Origin of the sequence: Streptomyces sp. ISL-94, assembly GCF_018614075.1 — a bacterium.
Lineage (GTDB): Bacteria > Actinomycetota > Actinomycetes > Streptomycetales > Streptomycetaceae > Streptomyces.
On the sequence record NZ_JAGGOZ010000099.1, the window covers coordinates 11,183 to 33,793 of the forward strand.

Consider the following 22,611-nt stretch of genomic DNA (forward strand, 5'->3'; position numbering starts at 1 on the left):
CTCACTCATTGATCTGTTCCAAGTAGTACTGGTAGCCGCGGTCCGGTTGCATGAAGGTGCCGTTCTCCCCTTCCCGAATGAGCATCGTGCCGGTCGACTCGTCCCACCAGGCCCAGCGAGGCGTGCCCGAAGGGGTACTGCGCATCTTCACCCCCGGGCTGTTGGTCATCATGTCTTCCAGGTGTTCCGGCACGTCCAGGTCGTCCACCCCGGGAATTCCGCGCTTCTTGATGTCGCCGTGTGCGGCGATCTTGTCCGCCAGCATGGGGAGGTTCCCCCCCTGGCTCGCCGGGTCCGGCTCCCCGATCTTGCATTCCGGGGCCAGCCCGAGGTAGTCGGTCCAGGTCAGCGGGTCGAGGACGTACGTGGCGGGGTTCGGCGCCGGGCCCAGGCCCAGCGGGTCCGGGCTGAGGTAGCGGGCGGTCTCGGGGTCGTAGGTGCGGAAGTAGTTGTGGTGCAGTCCGGTTTCGGGATCGTAGTACTGGCCCGGGAAGCGGAGCGGTGTGTACGCGGTCGCGTCACGGTTCCACGCGGTGGCGCCCCAGAGCGTGGCCCGAACACGCCAGGCGATTTCCCCGTTCTCGCCGACCAGTTCCTTCGGGGTGCCGATCAGATCCGTGACGATCGCGAAGAACCGCTCGTCCACCGTCTCCTGGGTGGCGTCGGCGACGATCCGCTCCGTCTGAGCCAGCGGATGCAGCCCGTTGTGGTCCCAGGAGACGACGACCGAACGGCCGTCCCGCTCGGGTTCCCCCGAGGCCGAGGCCGCCACGGCCGTGGTCTGCTCGCACAGGGTGCTCTCGTCCCACGTGAAGAGCGTTTCCTCCGCCACCCGGCCGTCGTCGGCCAGGCGCTGCTTCGACGTCCGCCGGCCCAGCGCGTCATGGCGGTAGCGCCAGCGCGTCCCGTCCGGGGTGACCACCCCGGTGAGCCTCCCGTCCGCGTCCCACGTGTAGCGCCAGATGTCCGGCTTGCGGGAGAGTCGCACCTTCCGGCGCAGGACCACGCGACCCCGGGCGTCGTGCTCGTAGCGCACCGCGCCCGCGCGGACGATGCGCGTGCCCTGGTACGCGCGCTCGCCGCGAGCCTCGGCGCCCGGGTGGCCGTCGGGCCAGGAGGCGGCGCACTGGTTGCCCGCCTCGTCGTAGGCGTACCGCTCCGTCCAGCCCTCCGCCCGGACGGCCGTGATCCGGCCCACCGCGTCCCGCTCGAAGGTCCTGGCGCCCCCCAGGGCGTCCTCGCTCCCCGCCAACCGGCCGTCGGCGCGGTACGTGTACCCCCGCCGCTGGAGAAGGGCGCCGTCACGCCCCACCACCTGCTGGCCCGTGATCCGGCCCAGCTCGTCGAGCTGGTCGAAGACGGTGGCCGCGGAGCCGACCGTGCGGGAGACCTCGCGGCCCGCCGCATCCCGGTCGAAGGCGACGGTGCGGCCCGACGTGGTGAGCGTGCTGCGCCGGCCGGCCGCGTCGAAGGCCCAGCGGCTCTCCGCTCCGCCCGGGGTGGTGCGTACCGCGCGCCGGTCCAGCTCGTCGTAGCCGTAGGTGAGGGTGCGGTCGTCGACGGTCTCGGACAGGAGACGGCCGTGGCGGTCCCTCAGCCGGGTCAGCCGGGTTCCGTCCGGTGACGTCGCGGCGGCCAGTTCGTCGAAGACGTCGTACTCGTACTCCGTGACACCGTCCGCGCTCTGCTTGCGGACGGTCTGGCCCAGCGGGTTGTACGCGAACGTGACCGGCTCGGCCCCGTCGTCGGCCCGCGACACCAGGCGTCCCGCCGCGTCGTATCCGTACGCGACCGTCCGTCCGTCGAAGTCCGATTCCGAGCGGAGCCGGCCAGCCGGATCGTAGGCGTAGTCCCACGACAGCCCCTGCGGGCCGGTCACCCGGGTCAGCCGCAGTTCGCCGTCGTAGTCGAACGCGTACCGCAGGCCGTCCGGCCCGGTCCTCGCCGAGAGCAGGTCGAAGTCGGTGTACTCGAAGAGGGTCCTGCCGCCCAGCGCGTCCGTACGGCTGAGGCAGTTGCCCTCACCGTCGTACGTCCACGACTGCTCGCTGCCGTCGGGGGCGATCCGGCGGGCCGGCCTGCCTTCCACCGTCCAGTCCATGCGCGTGACGGCGCCCAGCGGGTCGGTGAACCGCACGACCCGGCCGAAGGCGTCCCTCTCGAAGCGACTGACGGCGCCCAGCGGGTCCGTCACCCGGGAAGCCAGGCCGGAGCCGTCGCACTCGATGCGGGTGACTGCGCCAAGGGCGTCGGTCAGCGAGAGCAGCTGCCCGCGCTCGCCGTACTCGGCCGTCTTGGTGACTCCGCTGGGCGAGGTCAACGAAGTGCGGTTGCCCCGCTCGTCATAGGTCTGACGGAAGACCCGGCCGTCGTCGCCGACCACCTTCACCGGCAGGCCGAGATCGTCGTACTCCATCCTGCCCCGGCGCCCGTCCGGCCGGACGAGTTCCGTGAGCAGGCCCCGTGCGTCGTAGGTGCGCCGGGTGGTCAGGCCGAGCGCGTCCGTCTCCGCAAGCAGCCGGCCCTGCCGGTCGTACTCGTAGCGCACGGTGGCGCCCAGTTCGTCGATCCGGGCGACCACGCGGTAGGCGTCGTCGACCAGGTAACGGCGGGTGTGGCCCGAGCCCGTGGTGGCGGCCGTCACGCGCAGCCCGGTCCCAGGGTCCGCCTCGGAGTACGCGAGAGTGAGGGCCATGTGGCCGACGGCACCCCCTTCCGCGATGCAGCGGTCCCGCTCGTCGTAGGCGTAGTGGTACCTACGGTTGTTGGTGTCGGTCCAGGAGGTGATGCGGGAGCGCTCGTCGTAGGTGAAGCGCAGTGGCCGTCCGGAGGAGTTGACGACCTCGGTCAGGTTCCCGTCGGTGTACCCGTACGCCAGCACGCGTGGGCCGCCGGTGAGGTGCAGGGCGGTGATGCGGCCCTCGGCGGTCTCAAAGCGCAGGTGGTAGCCACCGGAATGGGCCATCCCCAGCGGCGTGCCCGCGTGGTCATACTCAAAGGTGATGAGGTTGCCGTTGCGGTCTTCCAGCTGGGCGATGGGCGCGATGCCGTCGGCGTCCGGGTCGCCGTCGGGCGGGGTGAAGCGGCGTATGTGGCCGGTGGTGGGGTCGCTGAGCGTCCAGTCGCCGTCCGGGGTGCGCTCCAGCGGATGGCGGGGCGCGGAAGAGGACACCGGCAGGACGGCTATGCCGGGGGCGGGGTGCGGGTACGGGACGGAGAGGCCGTCCTCGGTGACGAGCACGACGCCTTCGGCATCGACCTCCAGGTGCTGGTCGACCGTCGATGCCCAGGTCGGACCGAACCAGCGGCCGCTCGCGTACCCCGATTCCGCGCGCCGGGTGAAGGCCAGCGGCAGGACGCCGGGCAGCACGATGTCGGTCTGCGGGAGGAACATCCGGCCCGAGGCCAGGTCGACGGGGTCGGTCCCGTCGCACCGCTTCTCGCAGTCGGGCCGTTCGCCCTTGTTCGGACCGTCCGCGTCGTTGCCGGTCCGGGCCGGGCCCTTGCGCTCCGCGGCCTTAAGGTCGTCGAGGTGTTTGGCGGCCGCGCCGGCCCTCTTCGCTGTGCCGAGGCCCTTGGAGCCGAGGAGGTCCGGGATGAATTTGCCGATGCCCTCGTTGGAGTCCTTCATGAACTCGTCGAGCATCTGCTTGCCCGCGCCCCACGGGTCGTTGGCCATGGTGAGCAGGCCCATGACCGTCGAGTTGAGGTTCGTCCGGTACTCGGCGGGATGCGAGATGTTGTAGAAGTCCAACGGGTTCAGCGCGCGGGCAAAGTTGAGGGTGCCGGCCGTGCCCTTGATCACGCCGCCCAGGAAGTGGTTGCCGGCCAGTACGAAGTACTCCTGACCATCACCGAGCTGCTCGGCGTACGAGGGCTTCTTCGGGGCCTTGTCACGGGCCGCGCAGACTGCCGTACGGGTCGTCTCCGCGACCTCGTTGCGCTGCTTGCGGGCGCTGACGAGCTTTTCCTGGGCAGCGGAGGCGAGGGGCTTCCCGGGGTCGTCGAAGTCATCGGACGGCCTCGGCGGCAGGTGGTCCTGCTTCGCCTTCACCGCGTCCTTATAGGCCTCAGCCTGCTTGTTGTGCGCGTTGCGGGCGTCGGTGGAGACCTTCTTCGCGTGCTCGTAGTCCGCCAGGGCCTCCTTCGCCTGGCCCTGCGCCCACTCCACGGTCTCGGCGAAACGGCCCATCGCGTCGGCGGCCTTGCCGAAGGCCTCGGTGGCCTCGAACCAGCGGGGCGGCTCCTTGGCCACCGCCTCCCGGAAGGCGTCCGCGGACTTGCCCTTGAGACCCTCGGGCTCCCCGATGCCCTTCAGGCCGTTGCCAACCTGCTCGAAAGAGGCCTTGAAGTCGTTCAGGTGCGAGACCTGCTCGCGGATCTTGGAGACGCTGCCGTAGACCAGCTTCTTCGGGTCGTCGCTCTGGCCGAGCTCGAGTTCCTCCACGTCCGCGCCGAGCCGGTTGGCGGCGGAGCGGCTCTTGTCGCGGATCCAATCGCCGGCATCCTCCAGGCCGACCTTGTCCACTGCGCCGGCCGTCTTATTGCCGGCCCACTCGATGGCATCGCCGACCCCCTCGACCGCGTCCTCGGCCACGTCCTCGACCGAGTCGGGTATGTAGTCGCGCCATCCCATCAGTTACCGCCCCCGTCGCCGTTCGCCTGATCCAGCAGGTCCTTCAGCGAACCGATCCTGCCGCTGGAGGTCAGCGTGTCCTTGGTCTCCGACCAGTTCTTCTTGATGTCCTCGCCGCTCTTCTCGAACGACTCCGCGCTGTAGTCCGGCTTGTAGACATCAGCCCGCCAGATGTCGTCCCAGTCCTTCTTCTCGATATCGTCCTCACTGGCATGCGGATTGCCGTACGCGGCATTGGCGACCACCTTGAACGCCCCCTGCACGTACTGGTCCTCCTCCCACACCGTGCCAGCGGCAATGCCGAGGGACTGGGCGAGGGTGCTGGCATCCTGCACGAGGCTCCGCACGCCCCACTCCCATCGCTCGCAGAAGTCCTCGAAGTCGGTGGCCAGCCCTGCATGCCCGGCCTCCATCCCCGTCATCGACAAGTCACTGAGACCAGAACCCATGGACGCGCCTGCGGCATCCCCCGACTCACGCAGCTCCGAGATCGCCGCGCGCAGCCCGTCCTGAATGTTCTTGACCGCGGCAGGCGAGACCTCCAGGTCCCCATCGCCCGCCATCAGGCCACGCCCACAGCGTCGACGGCATACGCGTCGGGGACGATCCCCGCCACCGGCGGGAAGAGCATCGAACCGTCCTCGTCGGCCACGTTCACGGCTACCCCCGCCGGACCGTCGGCCATCGGGACCACCGCATCCACAAGCCGCGCACCCAGAATCGAAAGGTAAGGCCACTCCCGGTCCGCCTCCGCACGCGCCTCCGCAAAGCGGGCCAGCGCCTCTTCATCCGTGAACGCATACAGCCAACGAATCCCGCCCCTGACTGCGGACATCAGGCCGCCATGGGAACCGTCAGAGTCACTGAGACCGTTGGCGTCGGCGGCGAACGGAACGAGCAGCACAGCCCGTCGGAACTCACCCACCAACCGAGCCGGATCACCCCCGCCATCCCGGATGGCTGCTATCTCCCCGGTCAATTCCATGATCTTCATCCCCCAAGTGCTGGTCAGCGACCCAGAGGGAACCGTACCTTGGGTGATTGCGCCGCTTTCAGGGGGATCTCTGCCGTGCGACGTGGCGCCTACGGTCCGGCGCCAGGGGTTTGAGTTCATCGGCGAGTGGAAACGCACCTCCTGTTCGCAGGCGCCGTCCTGAACATCCGACACAACCGTGTGATCAGCAGGCTGTCCCCGAAGCGTGCGAAGTCCTCTTCCCAGATCGAGGGCTGCGGCGAAGACCACGTCATGCAGCGCTGATTTCCGCAAGATCAGTTGTGAGGCGCTTGGTTCCTCCCGATGCTCTGGTGTCATGGGCTGGCTGTGGGGCCCGCGCTCCCGCAGCTCGGATTGCCACACCGTGAGCGACCGCCTCCCCACAGTCCGCTCGGCCCAGAGTGGCGAGCTGGGGGACGGAACGCCGACGCAGAGCCTCTGCTCTTTGGTCAGGCATGCACGAGGGGAGGGGGATCGTCCGGACGTCGTCGAAGACGGTGCCCAGGATGGCGGGGGCGTCTTCCAGGGTGAAGCGGGCAGTGGGGTTTGCCGGGCGAAGCCCACCCGGCGCCTACCCCACCGGCATCACCGTGCCCGACGAAGTGATGGCCGCCCTGCCCCTGACCGAGCACGAGTGGCACGGAACATGGAACTACACCCTGCACCCCCAACCGCCGACCCCGCCGCCCACTCCCCGTCACGAGGACCGCAGCCAGCCAGCCGACCGGGCCCCCGGCTGGCTGCACCATCCCGTGATCACCGGGATGCAGGCCCACGAGTTCGCCAGGCTCCTGACCGAGGCCGAGCAGTACATCCTCGACCATCCACCGATCAGCCTGCACCACAAGCGGGCCCGGCGCCGCACCCTGCGCCGAGGCCCGCCCTCACTGTCCGACCGGCTCCTGGTCACCGTGATCCGACACCGCTGGAAGATCCAGGTCAGAGCACTGACCACCCTGCTGAGCTCACCGGCAAACGCAGTCGGCGACGCGACCCACGAGATCACCCCGGTCCTGGAAGGACTTGGCCACCCCGTCAAGTCCGCCCCGTCAAGTCCGCCCCGATTACGGCAGCCACCGCCCAGGACCTCGCGAACCTCATCGGGCTGACCAGACCCAAAAACGATCAGTAATTTATCGGCAGGTCCCTGGAGGCGGATGCCGAGAGGCTTTGCAGACCACCGCACAGTGAACCGGCCTATTCGGCCGACAACCCTCAGTCAGAGCCCACAGGCAGGACGTCCGGCGAGAGCGCGCCAGCGCGGACAGAACCGCTCGTCATACGGCGACGATGGTGACGCCGGCACAACACCTCGTAGCCGACCTCCGCAGCGGGGCTACTCACATCACCGACAACGACCTGCTCACCTTCCACCACCATCTCGCCGCCCACCGTGCGGGCATTGTGCGTAGCACGCGCCCCGCACCAGCACATCGCCTCCACCTGCAGCGTCTCAAGGCGGTCCGCCAGCTCGATCAGCCGCCGCGAGCCAGGGAAGAGCTTCGTGCGGAAGTCGGTGGTGATACCGAAGGAAAAGACATCCAGGCCCAAGTCATCCACGACCCGCGCCAATTGATCGATCTGCACCGGCTCCAGGAACTGCGCCTCGTCCACGATCAAGTAGTCGACCTTGCCGCCCTGCGACAGCCGGTCGACGACATAGGCATACAGATCCATGCCCTGCACCGCCTCGACCGCGTCGGTCACCAGCCCGAGCCTTGAAGAGAGCTTCCCCTCCCCCGCACGGTCATCCCGAGTGAAGTTCAGACCCTGCAGCCCCCTCGCCGACCGGTTGTGCGCAATCTGTAGAGCCAGAGTGCTCTTTCCGCAGTCCATCGTTCCGGAGAAGAACACCAGCTCGGGCATGGGAAGTACGGACCTTTCGGGTCGTGGGCAGAAGGGGGAAGGAGCAGGGGTCGGTCAGGTGCGGATTTCGAGCAGCGGGACGAGCTGTTCGGCCGCGGTCATGGAGCCGTGCATGCCCACGAGGGCGGACTCGTTGGGCTCGTTGCGCGATGCGGTGATGGCCACATCGGCGTGGGCGGCCGCGACGACGTCGCCGATCCGGCCCAGGACGCGCTCGTCGCACTCCCCCGGCGCGCCGAACCAGCCCAGTGCCAGCGCCTCTTCGCGGCTCGCGATCCAGAACCGGTCGCCGAGGACCTCGCGCCACACCGTCAGGACGTCGGCCTCGGCGCCCGGGACGGCGTACACGTGCCGGGCCCGGCCCTCGCCGCCCAGCAGGGCCACGCCCGCGCCCAGCTCCCAGTCCTCGTCGTAGTCGATGCGGGAGTCCTCGTCGAAGGGGACGTCGACCATGCCGTGGTCCGCGGTCACGTACAGCGCGGTGCGCGGCGGGAGCTGCTCGGCGAGCCGCTGGACGAGCCGGTCCACGTACATGAGCTGGCCGCGCCAGGCGTCGGAGTCCACACCGTGGCGGTGGCCGGCCCCGTCGAGCTCGCTGTAGTACGTGTACACGAGCGAGCGGTCTCCGGCCGCGAGGCGGTCGGCCGCGAGGTCCATCCGCTCCTCGCCGGTCATCCGGCCGAGGAAGGTTCCGCCGCTCAGTGCGATCTTGGTGAGCGGGGTGGTCTGGAAGGCGGGCGAGGACACCTGCGCGGTCGCCACGCCGGCCTTGTCGGCCAGCTGGAAGACGGTCGGGTACGGCTGCCAGGGCTTCAGCGGGGTCCACGGCTGCCAGCGGAGCTGGTTCATCAGCTCGCCGGAGGCCGGGTTGCGCACGGAGTAGCCGGGCAGGCCGTGCCGGGCGGGCGGCAGGCCGGTGCCGACGGAGGCCAGCGAGGTGGCGGTGGTCGCCGGGAAGCCCGCGGTGATCGGGCGGCCGGTGCCGCCGCGCGAGCTGCCGAGGAGGGAGGTGAGGTACGGGGCCTCGTCCGGGTGGGCCTTGATCTGCTCCCAGCCCATGCCGTCGACCAGGAAGACGCAGTTCCGGTCGGCCGGGGCCAGCTCCGCGATCGAGGCCTCGAAGCCGGGTACGCCCTGGCCCGCCACGAGCGTGGGCAGCAGGTCGGCGAGCGAGCCGGCACCGTACTCGGGGACGGGCGCGGCGGCGGGATCCAGCAGCTCCGGCTCGTCCTGCCAGTCCTGCCAGTTCTGCGCCGCGGGGTACGCCATCAGCGGGCGGAGGGGGAGGACGTCGCCGCGGTGGCCTCCGAGAGTGCCTGCGCGAAGACCAGGGTCTGGCGCACCGCCTCGGGGCCGTCGCCCGCCTCGCTGACCCGCAGGCTGAGGTCGTCGGCGGTGGAATTGCCGGTGTAGCCGTGGTCGGAGTCGCAGTTCGGGTCGCCACAGGCGGCCGGCTCCAGGTCGATCCGGGAGACCGCACCCCAGCCGATGGTCAGGACGACCTCGCGGGGCAGGGTGCCGGGGGTGTAGGACTCCGGGTTGGCCACGACGCGGCTCAGCACCACGGAGGAGATGCTGGAGAGCTTGACCGACTCGGTGGAGGTGGTCGCGTACGGGGACGGGGACCCGGCGTCGGCGGCCTGCTCGTCGGTGTGGCTGACGATGAACCGGTTCCCGGTCAGGACCAGCACGGTGACGTGGCGGCGCACCTCGTTGGAGTCGAAGGTCGTCTCCTGGTGGACCAGGTACGACGAGATCGGCTCGCCGCCCACCGCGGCCTCCACGGCCTCGGCCACGAGGGCCGGGTAGTAGCCGCTGCGCTCGATCGCCGTGCGCAGCCCCTGGGTCGTCGTACCGGATTTCGCCATGAGGTCCATCCTAAGGCCCGTACGGGGCACCCCGGCCTTCGCCGTACCCGCTCAGTAATTGGGGAGGGTCCGCGGGCCGAGGTCGCCGCGGGCGGGCGGGTGCGCGACCCGGACGGTGGCGCTGAGTACGGAAAGGCCCTCGGCGGCGACCACCACCGGTTCCAGCGAGACGCCGACCACCTCGGGGTGGTCGTCCACGAGGCGGGAGACGCGCAGGAGCAGCTCCTCCAGGGCGGGGGTGTCCACGGGGTCGCTGCCGCGCCAGCCGAAGAGGAGGGGTGCGGCCCGGATGGACCGGATCAGCCCGGAGGCGTCCCGGTCGGTGGCCGGGACCAGCCGGTGGGCGGTGTCCCCGAGCAGCTCGGAGGGCACGCCCGCGAGCCCGAAGGAGAGGACGGCGCCGGCGGCCGGGTCGATCACGGAGCGGACGACCGTGTCGACCCCGCGGGGCACCATGGGCTGGATCACCGGCTGGAGCTCCGCCGGCTTCCCGAGCGCGTCGGTGAGTTCCTCGTACGAGAGCCTCAGCTCGGCCTCGTCGCGCAGGTCGAGCCGTACGCCGCCCAGGTCCGCGCGGTGGCGCAGGTGGGGGGCGGTGGTCTTGAGGGCCACGGGGTAGCCCAGGATCCCGGCGGCCCTGACCGCCGCATCGGGGCTGGGCGCGGGCAGGGTGGGCTGGACGCGGATCCCGTACCTCCCGAGCAGCTCGCGGGCGTCCCAGTCGGTCAGGGTCAGCACGGCCTCGGTGTCGATGCCGGCGAGCAGCCCGGCCAGCTGGTCGGCGGTGCCGGCCTCGTCGATGTCCTCGTACTCGGGGACCTGGCCGGCCTCGGCGTTGGCCCTCCGCCACTGCCCGTAGCGCACGGCTTCGGCGAGCGCGCGCACCGCCCGCTCCCCCGCCGGGTAGCTCGGGATCCTGGTGACGGGGCGCGGCTCCGCCCGGAGGAGCGCCTCGCTCGGCTGCGGGGCCGAAAACCCGGACAGGGCCTCCACCAGTTCACCGAGTTCCACGTGCACGACGGCCACCGGCTTGCCCGGCACCTCGGCCACGGCCTCCCGCAGGGCGTCGGCGAGGTCGTCCGCCGGAGCCTGCTCGTTCACCCACGGGATCGCGGTGACGACGACCGCGTCGTTGGCGTCGGAGGACAGCGCCGCGGCCAGCGCCGCGCGGAAGTCCGCCGGTGAGGCCGCCGTGGTCAGGTCGATCGGCGGCAGCGGCCGCAGGCCCTGGGTGAGGCAGGCGTCGTAGGTGAGGACCCCGAGCGACTCGGAGTTCCCGAGGATCGCGATCCGGGGCCCGGCGGGCAACGGCTGCGAGGCCAGCAGCAGGCCGACGTCCACCAGCTCCGTGACGGTGTCGACCCGGATCACGCCGGCCTGGCGCAGCAGGGCGGAGACGGTGGCGTCCGGCAGCCGGGTGTCCGGGACGACGTGCCCGGCCGGGGTGTGGCGGCCGCCCTTGGCGACGACCACGGGCTTGACGGCGGCCGTCCGCCGGGCGAGGCGGGTGAACTTCCGCGGGTTGCCCAGGGTTTCCAGGTACATGAGGGCGACATCCGTCGCCTCGTCGTCGTACCAGTACTGGAGGATGTCGTTTCCGGACACGTCGGCCCGGTTCCCCGCCGAGACGAAGGAGGACAGCCCCTCCCCGCGCCGCACCAGGGCGGAGAGCAGGGCGATGCCGATCGCCCCGGACTGCGTGAACAGGCCGGTCCGGCCGCGCACCGGCATCGGCGCGGGCGTCAGCGAGGCGTTGAGCTCCACCTCCGGCGCGGTGTTGATCACCCCGTAGGCGTTCGGCCCGATCAGCCGCATCCCGTACGAGCGCACCTGGCGCACCAGTTCGCGCTGGCGGGCGAGTCCCTCCGGTCCGCTCTCCCCGTATCCGGCGGACAGCACGACGAGCCCCTGCACCCCGTGCTCTCCGCAGGCGGCGACCGCCTCCGGGACGCGGTCGGCCGGGACCGCGATCACGGCGAGGTCGACGGGGGCGCCGATGGCGCCGATCGCGGGGTAGGCCCGTACGCCGTCGAGCAGATCGCGGGTGACCGCCTCGTTGACGGCGTAGAGGTGGCCGTGGAAGCCGCTGTCGCGCAGGTTGCGCAGCGCAGCCGCGCCCACGCCCGCGAGGGAGCGGCTGACGCCGATCACCGCCACCGAGCCGGGGGCCAGCAGCCGCTGCACCGAGCGGGCCTCGGCGCGCTGTTCGCGGGCGCGCTGGACGGCGAGGGACTCGGCGGTGGGTTCGAGGTCGAGGGTGAGGTGGACGGAGCCGTCCTCGAAGCTGCGCTTCTGCTCGTAGCCCGCGTCCGTGAACACCTTGATCATCTTGTTGTTGGCGGGCAGCACCTCGGCGGCGAACCGGCGGATGCCCCGCTCCCGGGCCACCGCGCCGATGTGTTCGAGGAGCGCGGAGGCCACTCCGCGGCCTTGGTGGGCGTCCTGGACGAGGAAGGCGACCTCGGCCTCGTCGGAGGGCCCGGTGGCGGGCCGGCCGTCGGCGCCGATGCGGTCGTAGCGGACGGTCCCGATGAACTCCCCGCCGATGGTCGCGGCGAGGCCGACGCGGTCCACGTAGTCGTGGTGCGTGAAGCGGTGCACGTCGCGATCGGAGAGGCGGGGGTACGGGGCGAAGAACCGGTAGTACTTCGACTCGTCCGAGACCTGCTCGTAGAAGCTGACCAGCCGGCCCGCGTCCGCGGGGGTGATGGGCCTGATCCGGGCGGTGCCGCCGTCGCGCAGGACGACGTCCGCTTCCCAGTGGGCCGGGTACGAGGGGTCCGACTCGGTGGTCATGCGGTGATCTTACGGCCATGACCGGCTGCACAGCTCCTGCGCGGCGCATGAGGCAAGCTGGGGCAAATCAGTGCAAGCTGGGGAAGGTCAAACGGCGGAGGATTGGAGCCGGAGGTCGGTCGGAGCATTCCGGGCGTCGTGAGAGACTGGTCTAGACAACCCGTAAGAACCTGAAGGGCATCACCATGGCAGAGCGCCGCGTCAACGTCGGCTGGGCCGAGGGCCTGCACGCTCGTCCCGCCTCGATCTTCGTCCGCGCGACGACCGCTTCCGGCGTCCCGGTGACCATCTCGAAGGCCGACGGCAACCCCGTCAACGCCGGGTCCATGCTCGCGGTGCTGGGCCTGGGCGCCCAGGGCGGCGAGGAGATCATCCTCGCGTCCGACGCCGAGGGCGCCGAGGTGGCGCTGGACCGCCTCGCGAAGCTGGTCACCGAGGGGCTCGAGGAGCTCCCCGAGACCGTCTGACCCTTCGGGCCGGGTTCGGCCTCACGCAGTACACGCGGCGAAGCCGTGGTCCGGAGCTCCGGACCACGGCTTCACTGTTTCCGCGACGAAATCAGGCTCGGGATCCGACTCCGACTTCGGCCGAAATAGGGCTCGCCGCACATCCGGCCTCAGCGGAAATAAGCCAGCGCCGGAATTCCGCTCCGCGAGGCCGCTCCTATTGGACGACCTGCCCCGAAGGAATACGGCACGGCCGAGCAGCGAATTCACGCCGATACCGGTCCTTTGTATACGGCCTCTGTTAATGCCGGCCGCTCGACATGTTTACGGCAGGTTGCGAAATGCTCACCGCGGGCCGCCGCGGCCGGTGCGCCCCCGCCGTCCGGTCCGCGTGGATCACGGTCAGCGCCCGGGCCCGCTCCGCGTCCCCGCGCGCCACCGCGTCCACGATCGCGCCGTGCTCCGCCCAGGACTCCACCGGCCGGACGGGCGCCTCCACCACGTACATCCACGCGACCTTGTACCGCATCTGGGTGAGCAGCGCGATCAGGCCGGGGCTGCCGGAGGCCTGGGCGAGGGTCTCGTGGAACCAGCCGCCCAGGGACCGCAGGTCCTCCCCCTGGCCCCGCCTGGCCCGCTCCTGGCCCAGCCTGACCAGTCCGCGCAGCACTTTGAGGTGGGCCTCGGTGCGCCGCCGGGCGGCCCGGGCCGCGGCGAGGGGCTCCAGCAGCATCCGCAGCTCCAGCAGGTCGGCGGCCTCCTGCTCGGTCGGCTCGGCCACACAGGCACCCGCGTGGCGCCGCGTGGTCACGAACCCCTCGGACTCCAGGGTGCGCAGCGCCTCGCGGACGGGGACGCGCGAGACTCCGTACCGGCGGGCGAGCGCCTCCTCGGTGAGTCTGCCGCCCGGTTCGAAGACCCCGGAGACGATGTCGTCGCGAATTGCCGTGCATACCGCGTGCGCAGGAATACGCAAGACCGAACCTCCGCCTATTTCCGACTCGCACCCTCATTGGACACGCGTGCGCGTGCTGCGACTCTATTGCAACACACGATAATTTCCGAGAGCGGTCGAAAATACGAAACATTTGCACGCGGACAACGCGAAGGCCCCGGCTCGGTGAGCCGGGGCCTTCGGTGAAGCGCTGGTGCGGTGCGCGGGGCGCGGGCGCCTTCGGGTCAGAGGCTGACGCCGTGCGAGCGCAGGTACGCGACCGGGTCGATGTCCGAGCCGTACTGGGCGCCGGTGCGGGCCTCGAAGTGCAGGTGCGGGCCGCTGGAGTTGCCGGTGGAGCCCGACAGCCCGATCTCCTGGCCCGGGGTCACCTGCTGGCCGACGGAGACGCTCAGCGAGGACATGTGCCCGTACTGGGTGTAGGTGCCGTCGTTGTGCTTGATGACGACGTTGTTGCCGTACGCGCCACCCCAGCCGGCCTCGACGACGGTCCCGCTGCCGACCGCGTGGACGGAGGTGCCGGAGGCGGCGTGGAAGTCGATGCCGGTGTGGCTGCCGGAGGACCACATGCCGCCGCCCGCGTGGTACTGCGTGCTGACGTACGAGCCCTCGACCGGGGCGACGAAGGTGTTGAGGCGCTTGCGCTCCTCCTCGCGGGCGGCGCGCTCGGCGGCCTCGCGCTCGGCCTTCACCTTGGCCTCGGCGAGGCGCTTGGCCTCGGAGGCCCGCTGCTTGGCGTCGGCCTCGGCCTGCGCCTGGGCGGCGGCGTGCTCGGCGGCGCGCTGCTGGGACTCGGCCTGGTCCTCGATGTCGCCCGCGAGGTCCTCGGCGACGACGACGGCACCGAGCGCGTTGTCCTGGGCGGAGTTGCTGTGGCCGGCGTCCGCGGCGAAAGCCGGGGCGGCGAGGGAGCCGACGACACCAGTGGTGGCGAGGGCGGCGATGCCGGCGTAGCCGGCGGTCTTGCGGCTCAGACGACTGGAACCACGGTGCTTACCGGCGACACGACTGCCAAACGCCATGAAGGGGCTGATCCTTTCCTTCCCTCTCGCCTACCGGGTTAGCTGACGGGTTCGGAGCAGGAAGGTCTCCTACGGGCCTCCTCTTGCGAGGCGGTCCGATTCACCCCAGGGACTGATGTGGGTCCCCGGCTCCCCAGGCTCGCGCCTGACGGGGACTCGGCGATCGCTGTCCGGTGCCGCGGATGCGGCTGGCACAACTGACGGACAGCACGGCCGACGCTAGGCGGATCATCAGTCAATCGCCAAACAGACACGCCTTTTTGTTGCGTACGCCACAGCACATACAAGCAACCACACCACTAAATGGACAAAAGGGGCTCCGGCGGGCAAGCCGCCGAAACCCCTCTCGCCGAGAGCCAATTGGCCTTCGGCCGGACGTCAGTTGGACGCCCGTGCAAACGTCAGTTGGTGACGACGCTCACGTCGCCGATCCCGAGCGCCCGAACCGGTGCCTCGATCTGCGAGGCGTCGCCCACGAGGATCGTGACCAGCCGGTCCGCCGGGAAGGCGGCCACGACCGCCGAAGTGGCCTCCACCGTCCCGGTGGCGGCGAGCTGCGCGTACAACCGCGCCTGGTAGTCGTCCGGCAGCTCCTGCTCGACCTGGTCGGCCAGCGTGCCGGCCACCGAGGCCGCCGTCTCGAACTTCAGCGGGGCCACCCCCACCAAGTTCTGCACCGCCACGTCCCGTTCGGCATCGGTCAGACCGCCCTCCGCGAGGGTGCGCAGCACCTTCCAGAGGTCGTCCAGCGCCGGGCCGGTGTTCGGCGTGTCCACCGAGCCGCTGATGGCGAGCATCGAGGCACCCTTGCCGTCGGCGGTCGAGCGCAGGACCTGGCCGAAGGCGCGCACGCCGTAGGTGTAGCCCTTCTCCTCGCGCAGCACCTTGTCCAGGCGGGAGGTGAGGGTGCCGCCCAGGCAGTAGGTGCCGAGCACCTGGGCCGCCCAGACGCGGTCGTGCCGGTCGGGCCCGATCCGGCCGATCAGCAGCTGGGTCTGGACCGCCCCGGGGCGGTCCACGATGACCACGCGGCCGGTGTCGTCGGCGGTCACCGGCGGCACCGGCAGGGCCTCGGCGGAGTTGCCCGTCCAGGTGCCCAGGGTGTCCGCCAGTACGGCGTCCAGGTCGATTCCGGTGAGGTCGCCGACCACCACCGCGGTGGCGGTGGCGGGGCGTACGTGGGCCTCGTAGAAGGCGCGTACGGCGGCGGAGCCGATCCGGGCGACCGTCTCCTCGGTGCCCTGGCGCGGGCGGGACATCCGCAGGGAGGCCGGGAAGAGCTCCTTGGAGAGCTGCTTGGCGGCGCGGCGCTGCGGGTTGGCCAGCTCGTGCGGGATCTCGTCGAGCCGGTTGCGCACCAGCCGGTCGACCTCGGAGTCGGCGAAGGCGGGGGCGCGCAGCGCCTCGGCGAGCAGGCCCAGCGCCTTGTGCAGGCGGGAGGCCGGCACCTCCAGGGAGACCCGGATGCCCGGGTGGTCGGCGTGCGCGTCGAGGGTGGCGCCGCAGCGCTCCAGCTCGGCCGCGAACTCCTCGGCGGAGTGCTTGTCGGTGCCCTCGGACAGCGCGCGGGCCATGATGGTCGCCACGCCGTCCAGGCCCTCGGGCTCCGCGTCGAGCGGGGCGGCGAGGTTGACCTCGACGGCGACGACCTGCTGGCCGGGGCGGTGGCAGCGCAGCAGGGTCAGGCCGTTGGGCAGGGCGCCGCGGTCGGGGGCGGGGAAGGCCCACGGCTGCGGCTCGCCGGCCTGCGGCCGCGGGTGGAAGGTCATCGTGACGGCTGCGGTGTCGCTCACTGCTCCGCCCCCTCGTTCTCGTCGGACTCGGCGTTCTCGGCGCTCTCGGCATTCTCGTCGGACGCTCCGGATGCCGGCAGCGGCTCGTAGACCAGCACCGCGCGGTTGTCCGGGCGCAGCCGGGCCGCGGCCACGGTCTGCACCTCCTCGGCGGTGATGTCCAGGACGCGCTGGACGGCGGTCAGCGCCAGCTGCGGGTCGCCGAACAGCACGGCGAAGCGGCACAGTTCGTCGGCGCGGCCGGCCACCGTGCTCAGCCGGTCCAGCCACTCCCGCTCCAGCTGCGCCTGGGCGCGCTCCATCTCCTCCGCGGTGGGGCCCTCGGCGGCGAACCGCGCGAGCTCCTCGTCCACGGCCGCCTCGATGTCGGGCACCTCGACCCCGCCGGAGGTCTTCACGTCCAGCCAGCCCAGCGAGGGCGCGCCGGCCAGGCGCAGCATCCCGAAGCCGGCCGCGACGGCCGTCTGGTCGCGGCGTACCAGGCGGTTGTGGAGCCGCGAGGACTCCCCGCCGCCCAGGATGGTCAGCGCCACGTCCGCCGCGTCGCACTCGCGGGTACCGTCGTGCGGGAGCCGGTAGGCGGCCATCAGCGCACGCGCCGGGACCTCCTCGACGATCTCCTGGCGCAGCTGCTCCCCGATGATCTCGGGCAGCGCACCGTCGCGGGGCGGCTGCTTGCCGTCGTGCGCGGGGATGGTGCCGAAGTACTTCTCGACCCAGGCGAGCGTCTTCTCCGGGTCGATGTCGCCGACCACGGACAGCACCGCGTTGTTCGGCGCGTAGTACGTACGGAAGAAGGCGCGCGCGTCCTCCAGCGAGGCCGCGTCCAGATCGGCCATGGAGCCGATCGGGGTGTGGTGGTACGGGTGCCCCTCGGGGTACGCCAGCGCGGTCAGCTTCTCGAAGGCCGTGCCGTACGGGACGTTGTCGTACCGCTGGCGGCGCTCGTTCTTGACGACGTCGCGCTGGTTCTCCATGGACTCCTCGTCCAGGGCGGCCAGGAGCGAGCCCATGCGGTCCGCCTCCAGCCAGAGCGCGAGCTCCAGCTGGTGGGTCGGCATCGTCTCGAAGTAATTGGTGCGCTCGAAACTGGTCGTGCCGTTGAGGGAGCCGCCTGCGCCCTGGACCAGTTCGAAGTGCCCGTTGCCCGGGACGCTCGCCGAGCCCTGGAACATGAGGTGCTCGAAAAGGTGAGCCAGGCCGGTACGGCCCTTGACTTCGTGACGCGAGCCGACGTCGTACCAGAGGCAGACCGCGGCGACCGGGGTCAGGTGGTCCTCGGAAAGCACCACGCGCAGGCCGTTGGCCAGCCGGTGCTCGGTCGCTGTCAGGCCGCCGGAGCCGGCCTGGGCGGTGGCCGTGTGACCCATGGGCATGTGGTCCCTTCGATCGCGATGCAGAGATTTCTGTCAGACCTGCCACTGTATGCAAGCGCGTCGGTTGCCGGATAAGTTCCCGGGTCACTCCCCCAGACTCCGTCTGGGGGGACCCCCGGGGTCGGAGTCGGCGTTGTCGGTGCCTCGGGCCACAATGGTCCGCGTCAGACCCCCCAGCACACCCATTTTGGTTAAGGAGCCGCGCAGCGATGGCCCGCCGCAGCACGAAGACCCCGCCGCCGGAGGATTTCGAGGAGAAGATCCTCGACATCGACGTCGTCGACGAAATGCAGGGCTCCTTCCTCGAGTACGCGTACTCGGTGATCTACTCCCGCGCCCTGCCCGACGCCCGCGACGGCATGAAGCCGGTGCACCGGCGCATCGTGTACCAGATGAACGAGATGGGTCTGCGCCCCGACCGCGGCTATGTGAAGTGCGCCCGCGTCGTCGGCGAGGTCATGGGCAAGCTCCACCCGCACGGCGACGCGTCCATCTACGACGCCCTCGTGCGCATGGCCCAGCCCTTCTCGATGCGGCTGCCGCTGGTCGACGGCCACGGCAACTTCGGTTCGCTCGGCAACGACGACCCGCCGGCCGCGATGCGTTACACCGAGTGCAAGATGGCCGACGCCACCTCGCTGATGACGGAGTCGATCGACGAGGACACCGTCGACTTCACCGCCAACTACGACGGCCAGGAGCGGGAGCCGGTCGCGCTGCCCGCCGCGTACCCGAACCTGCTGGTCAACGGCGCTTCCGGGATCGCGGTCGGCATGGCCACGAACATGCCCCCGCACAACCTCGGCGAGGTCATCGCGGCCGCCCGCCACCTGATCCGCTACCCGCAGGCGGACCTGGAGGCGCTGATGCGCTTCGTGCCGGGTCCCGACCTGCCGACGGGCGGCCGGATCGTCGGCCTCTCGGGGATCAAGGACGCCTACGAGAACGGCCGCGGCACCTTCAAGATCCGCGCGACGGTCACCGTGGACAACGTGACGGCGCGCCGCAAGGGCCTGATCGTCACCGAACTGCCCTTCACAGTCGGCCCCGAGAAAGTCATCGCGAAGATCAAGGACCTGGTCGGCTCGAAGAAGCTCCAGGGCATCGCCGACGTCAAGGACCTCACCGACCGCTCGCACGGTCTGCGCCTGGTCATCGAGATCAAGAACGGCTTCCACCCGGAGGCCGTCCTGGAGCAGCTGTACAAGCTGACGCCGATGGAGGAGTCCTTCGGCATCAACAACGTGGCGCTGGTGGACGGGCAGCCGCTGACGCTGGGCCTCAAGGAGCTGCTGGAGGTCTACCTCGACCACCGCTTCGAGGTCGTCCGGCGGCGCAGCGAGTTCCGCCGCGGCAAGCGCCGCGACCGCCTGCACCTGGTCGAGGGCCTGCTGGTGGCGCTCATCGACATCGACGAGGTCATCCGGCTCATCCGGGACAGCGACAACTCCGCTCAGGCCAAGTCCCGGCTGATGGAGCGGTTCTCGCTGAGCGAGATCCAGACCCAGTACATCCTGGACACCCCGCTGCGCCGCCTCACCAGGTTCGACCGGATCGAGCTGGAGTCCGAGCGCGACCGGCTGACCGGCGAGATCGACGAGCTGACCGGGATCCTGGAGTCCGACACCGAGCTGCGCAAGCTGGTCTCGACGGAACTGGCGGCGGTCGCGAAGAAGTTCGGCACCGAGCGCCGTACGGTCCTGCTGGAGTCGGCGGGCACCGCGGTGGCGGCGGTTCCGCTGGAGGTCGCCGACGATCCGTGCCGCGTGCTGCTGTCCTCGACGGGCCTGCTGGCGCGGACCGTGACCGGTGAGCCGCTGGCGGAGGCCGACGGCAAGCGGGCCAAGCACGACCTGATCGTCTCGCAGGTCCTGGCGACGGCGCGGGCGGAGGTGGGCGTGGTGACGTCGGCCGGGCGCCTGCTGCGCCTGTCGGTGATCGACCTGCCGCAGCTCCCGGACACGGCGGCCGCGCCGACCCTGGCGGGCGGCGCGCCGGTATCGGAGTTCCTCTCCACCCTGGATCCGGACGAGAAGGTCATCTGCCTGACCTCGCTGGACGAGTCCTCGCAGGGCCTGGCGCTGGGCACCGAGCAGGGGGTGGTCAAGCGCGTCGTGCCGGACTACCCGGCCAACAAGGACGAGCTGGAGGTCATCACCCTCAAGGACGGCGACCGGATCGTCGGCGCGGTCGAGCTGCGCACGGGTGAGGAGGACCTGGTCTTCGTCACCGACGACGCCCAGCTGCTGCGCTACCCGGCGGGCCAGGTGCGCCCGCAGGGCCGCCCTGCGGGCGGCATGGCGGGCATCAAGCTCGCCGGGAACGCCAAGGCGGTCCACTTCTCGGCCGTGGACCCGGCGCGGGACGCGATGGTGTTCACGGTGGCGGGCTCGCACGGGACGCTGGACGACTCGGTGCTGTCCGGGAAGCTGACCCCCTTCGACCAGTACCCGCGCAAGGGCCGGGCCACCGGCGGGGTGCGCTGCCAGCGGTTCCTGAAGGGCGAGGACGTGCTGGTGCTGGCCTGGGCGGGCAATTCACCGGTCAGGGCGGCGTCCGAGAACGGCACTCCGGCCGAGCTGCCGGCCGTGGACCCGCGAAGGGACGGCTCGGGGACCGCGCTGCCCGCGGCGGTGGCGGCGCTGGCGGGGGCTCTGCTGTAGGACGGAAGTCGCCCTTCGGGTGGTACGCCCCACCCGGGACGTACCACCCGAAGGGCGACTAGTGTTTTCCCTCTTGGCACTGGCGGTGGGGGAGAACAGAGCTGATGAGTCGTCGCTCGGGCGGAGTGATCGGGGACTGGGCGGAGACCCAGCGCCGGATGCAGCAGACGCAGCTGATCCAGCAGCGCCAGGCGGAGCGTCGGCGGCGGGAACAGCAGGCCGCCGACCGGCAGCACCGCGAGGCCGAGGCCCGGCGTCGTACGGAGCACATCGAGGCGGAAGTCGCCGCCCTCCAGAACCTGCTGGCCGCGGGGTGCCGGGCACCGGCGTTCCGGATGTCCGGGCTGGTCCGGTCCGAGCAGCTCGACCCCTTCAACCCGGGCACGCTGGCGCACCCGGTGCCGATGCCGCAGCTTCACCAGTTCCAGCAGCAGAGCACGGGCTGGACCCTCGGCTCGAACCGGCGGGCGCAGGCCGAGCGCGAGGCACACGCCCGGTACACGCAGGCCTGGCAGGCGGCGCATGCCGCGGAGGCACAGCGACAGCAGCAGCTGGCGTCGTACCGGCAGCAGTACGACCGGTGGGCGGCGGAGCAGCTCGCCGGGATACGGGCGCACAACAGCGGGCTCGCCGAGCTGGCCGGGGCCCTGCGCGCGGGCAGTGCCGAGGCGGTGGTGGAGTACTTCTCGGCCGCCCTGTACGCCTCGACGGCCTGGCCGGAGGCGCTGCCGAGGCAGGTGGCGGCCGCATACGACCCGGGGGCGCGCCAGCTGGTGCTGGACTGGGAGCTCCCGGGTTACGAGGTGGTGCCGGCGGCCAAGTCGGTGCGGTTCGTGCCGAGTACGGGCCAGGACAAGGAGACGGCCCGCCCGGCGACGCAGCGGCGGACGCTGTACCGGGACCTGCTGGCGCAGTGCGTGCTGCTGGTGGTGCGCGAGCTGTACGCGGCGGACGAGTTCGGCGTGCTGGACTCGGTGGTCGTCAACGGGTTCGTGGACGCCCACGATCCGGTGACGGGCCTGGAAGCGCAGCTCGTGGTCGCCACGGTGTCGGCGGCGCGGTCCGCCTTCGAGGTGCTGCGGCTTGAGCAGGTCAGCGCGGTGGATTGTCTGGTTGCGGGGTTGGGCGGGCAGCTGTCGGCGCGCCCCGACCAGCTGGCGGCCGTGCGCCCCGGGCGCCGGCCCGACGAGGTCGGCGGAGGTGTCGTCAGCCACGGCGGGCACACCGGCGAAGCGGACGAGGACGAGCCGGACCTCTTCGCGATGGACCCGATCGCCTTCGAGAACCTGGTCGCCGAGCTGTTCCGGGCGATGGGCATGGAGGCGGTGACCACGCAGCGGTCGGGCGACGGCGGGGTGGACGTGGAGGCGCTGGACCCGGCGCCGATCCGTGGTGGGCGGATCGTGGTGCAGGTCAAGCGCTACCGGAACACGGTGCCGCCGACGGCCGTGCGTGATCTGTACGGCACGGTCCAGGACAAGGGGGCGAACAAGGGGGTGCTGGTCACCACGGCGTCCTTCGGGCCCGGTTCGTACACCTTTGCCAACGGCAAGCCGCTGGAGTTGGTTCCCGGGGCGGATCTGGTCGAGCTGCTGCACCAGTACGGGCTGCGCGGCCGCCTCGGCGGTGGCCCGGCGGCCTCGGCGGTCCCCGCCCAGCGGAGGCCCGAGCCCGCTCCCGCGGCGGACCACAACGTGCTCGGCATGTCCTGGGCGGGGTCCGTCGCACTGGACGTGTGCGCGCTCGTCTGTACGGGCAACCGGGTGCTGAGCGAGGAGCACTTCGTCTTCTTCAACAACCCGCGGACCCCGGACGGTGCAGTACGGGCCCGCGCGCACTCGGCACCCGACAAGGCGGCGCTGGAGGTCTCCTTCGAGGCCCTGCCGGAGTCCGCCGACCGCCTGGTCCTCGTGGCCGCGGTCGACCCGGAGGTCGATCCGCACGCCGACCTCGCCGGGTTCACCGACGCCCACATCCGCCTGCTGTCCGCCGGTGGCGAGGAACTCGGGCGGCTGGACGTCTCCGACGGCCGGGCCGGCGAGACCGCCCTGGTACTCGGCTCCTTCCGGCGCCGCTCCAACGGCGACTGGGATTTCGTGATCGGCGGCAAGGGCTACCGGGGCGGCCTGGAGGGCCTGCTGAGGGAGTACGGGGTCGAGGTGGCCTAAGGCCTGTTCATCTCCAGGACAGGCATCG

Annotated in this window: 16 protein-coding genes and 1 riboswitch; of the genes, 5 read left to right on the forward strand and 11 right to left on the reverse strand. The window is 71.1% G+C overall.

Going from position 1 to position 22,611, the window contains the following annotated elements; genetic code table 11:
- Position 1: 1 nt before the first annotated feature.
- From J7E94_RS27655 to J7E94_RS27665, 3 genes are read right to left on the reverse strand one after another with little or no spacing between them, the layout of a single operon-like run.
- On the reverse strand, positions 2-4,636 hold the full coding sequence (locus J7E94_RS27655) for a putative T7SS-secreted protein (protein WP_251057312.1): 4,635 nt from the start codon (positions 4,634-4,636) through the stop codon (positions 2-4).
- Complete coding sequence (locus tag J7E94_RS27660) at positions 4,636-5,199, reverse strand: hypothetical protein (protein WP_214943765.1); 564 nt, start codon at positions 5,197-5,199, stop codon at positions 4,636-4,638. The genes J7E94_RS27655 and J7E94_RS27660 overlap by 1 nt, the downstream gene beginning before the upstream one ends.
- Positions 5,199-5,621 carry an SseB family protein gene (locus J7E94_RS27665; RefSeq protein WP_214943798.1) on the reverse strand — a complete coding sequence of 141 codons (423 nt, stop codon included), beginning with the start codon at positions 5,619-5,621 and terminating at the stop codon, positions 5,199-5,201. The genes J7E94_RS27660 and J7E94_RS27665 overlap by 1 nt, the downstream gene beginning before the upstream one ends.
- 135 nt (positions 5,622-5,756) lie before the next feature.
- Between J7E94_RS27665 and J7E94_RS27670 the strand changes: the two genes are divergently transcribed.
- Entirely contained in the window at positions 5,757-5,894 is a 138-nt protein-coding gene (locus tag J7E94_RS27670; RefSeq protein WP_215019535.1) for a hypothetical protein, read from the forward strand.
- Positions 5,895-6,136: 242 nt separating this feature from the next.
- Complete coding sequence (locus tag J7E94_RS27675) at positions 6,137-6,739, forward strand: hypothetical protein (protein ID WP_374224511.1); 603 nt, start codon at positions 6,137-6,139, stop codon at positions 6,737-6,739.
- A 106-nt stretch (positions 6,740-6,845) separates the two neighbouring features.
- Here the strand turns inward: J7E94_RS27675 and J7E94_RS27680 are convergent, their stop codons facing one another.
- From J7E94_RS27680 to J7E94_RS27695, 4 genes are read right to left on the reverse strand one after another with little or no spacing between them, the layout of a single operon-like run.
- A complete protein-coding gene (locus J7E94_RS27680) occupies positions 6,846-7,496 on the reverse strand; it encodes a thymidine kinase (RefSeq protein ID WP_214943768.1) in 651 nt (216 codons plus the stop codon).
- Between the two features lie 54 nt (positions 7,497-7,550).
- The gene (locus tag J7E94_RS27685) at positions 7,551-8,765 is read right to left on the reverse strand and encodes an alkaline phosphatase family protein (protein WP_215019536.1); all 1,215 of its coding nucleotides are present in this window, start codon (positions 8,763-8,765) and stop codon (positions 7,551-7,553) included.
- The gene (locus J7E94_RS27690) at positions 8,765-9,364 is read right to left on the reverse strand and encodes a DUF5998 family protein (RefSeq protein WP_069924106.1); all 600 of its coding nucleotides are present in this window, start codon (positions 9,362-9,364) and stop codon (positions 8,765-8,767) included. Before J7E94_RS27690 ends, J7E94_RS27685 begins: the two co-directional genes overlap by 1 nt.
- A gap of 51 nt (positions 9,365-9,415) precedes the next feature.
- Positions 9,416-12,160: a bifunctional GNAT family N-acetyltransferase/acetate--CoA ligase family protein gene (locus J7E94_RS27695; protein WP_215019537.1), complete on the reverse strand. Its 2,745-nt coding sequence runs from the start codon at positions 12,158-12,160 to the stop codon at positions 9,416-9,418.
- Positions 12,161-12,345: 185 nt separating this feature from the next.
- Between J7E94_RS27695 and J7E94_RS27700 the strand changes: the two genes are divergently transcribed.
- A complete protein-coding gene (locus J7E94_RS27700; RefSeq protein WP_215019538.1) occupies positions 12,346-12,627 on the forward strand; it encodes an HPr family phosphocarrier protein in 282 nt (93 codons plus the stop codon).
- A gap of 280 nt (positions 12,628-12,907) precedes the next feature.
- On the opposite strand, the gene J7E94_RS27705 is transcribed toward J7E94_RS27700, so the two are convergent.
- The 4 genes from J7E94_RS27705 to J7E94_RS27720 all read right to left on the reverse strand — a co-directional run bounded on the left by J7E94_RS27705 (position 12,908) and on the right by J7E94_RS27720 (position 17,746).
- Positions 12,908-13,582 (reverse strand): GntR family transcriptional regulator, encoded by a 675-nt coding sequence (locus J7E94_RS27705; protein ID WP_215019539.1) that lies wholly within the window; start codon positions 13,580-13,582, stop codon positions 12,908-12,910.
- 203 nt (positions 13,583-13,785) lie between these two features.
- On the reverse strand, positions 13,786-14,583 hold the full coding sequence (locus tag J7E94_RS27710; RefSeq protein WP_215019540.1) for a M23 family metallopeptidase: 798 nt from the start codon (positions 14,581-14,583) through the stop codon (positions 13,786-13,788).
- Positions 14,584-14,595: 12 nt separating this feature from the next.
- A riboswitch (cyclic di-AMP (ydaO/yuaA leader) is annotated at positions 14,596-14,755 on the reverse strand.
- A gap of 229 nt (positions 14,756-14,984) precedes the next feature.
- Entirely contained in the window at positions 14,985-16,352 is a 1,368-nt protein-coding gene (locus J7E94_RS27715) for a pitrilysin family protein (RefSeq protein ID WP_215019560.1), read from the reverse strand.
- A 20-nt stretch (positions 16,353-16,372) separates the two neighbouring features.
- Entirely contained in the window at positions 16,373-17,746 is a 1,374-nt protein-coding gene (locus J7E94_RS27720) for a pitrilysin family protein (protein WP_215019541.1), read from the reverse strand.
- A 215-nt stretch (positions 17,747-17,961) separates the two neighbouring features.
- Here J7E94_RS27720 and J7E94_RS27725 point away from each other — a divergent pair, with 215 nt between their 5' ends.
- Positions 17,962-20,415, forward strand: a complete 2,454-nt coding sequence (locus J7E94_RS27725) for a DNA topoisomerase (ATP-hydrolyzing) subunit A (protein ID WP_215019542.1) — start codon at positions 17,962-17,964, stop codon at positions 20,413-20,415.
- 104 nt (positions 20,416-20,519) lie between these two features.
- Positions 20,520-22,583 carry a restriction endonuclease gene (locus J7E94_RS27730; RefSeq protein ID WP_215019543.1) on the forward strand — a complete coding sequence of 688 codons (2,064 nt, stop codon included), beginning with the start codon at positions 20,520-20,522 and terminating at the stop codon, positions 22,581-22,583.
- Positions 22,584-22,611: the final 28 nt, after the last annotated feature.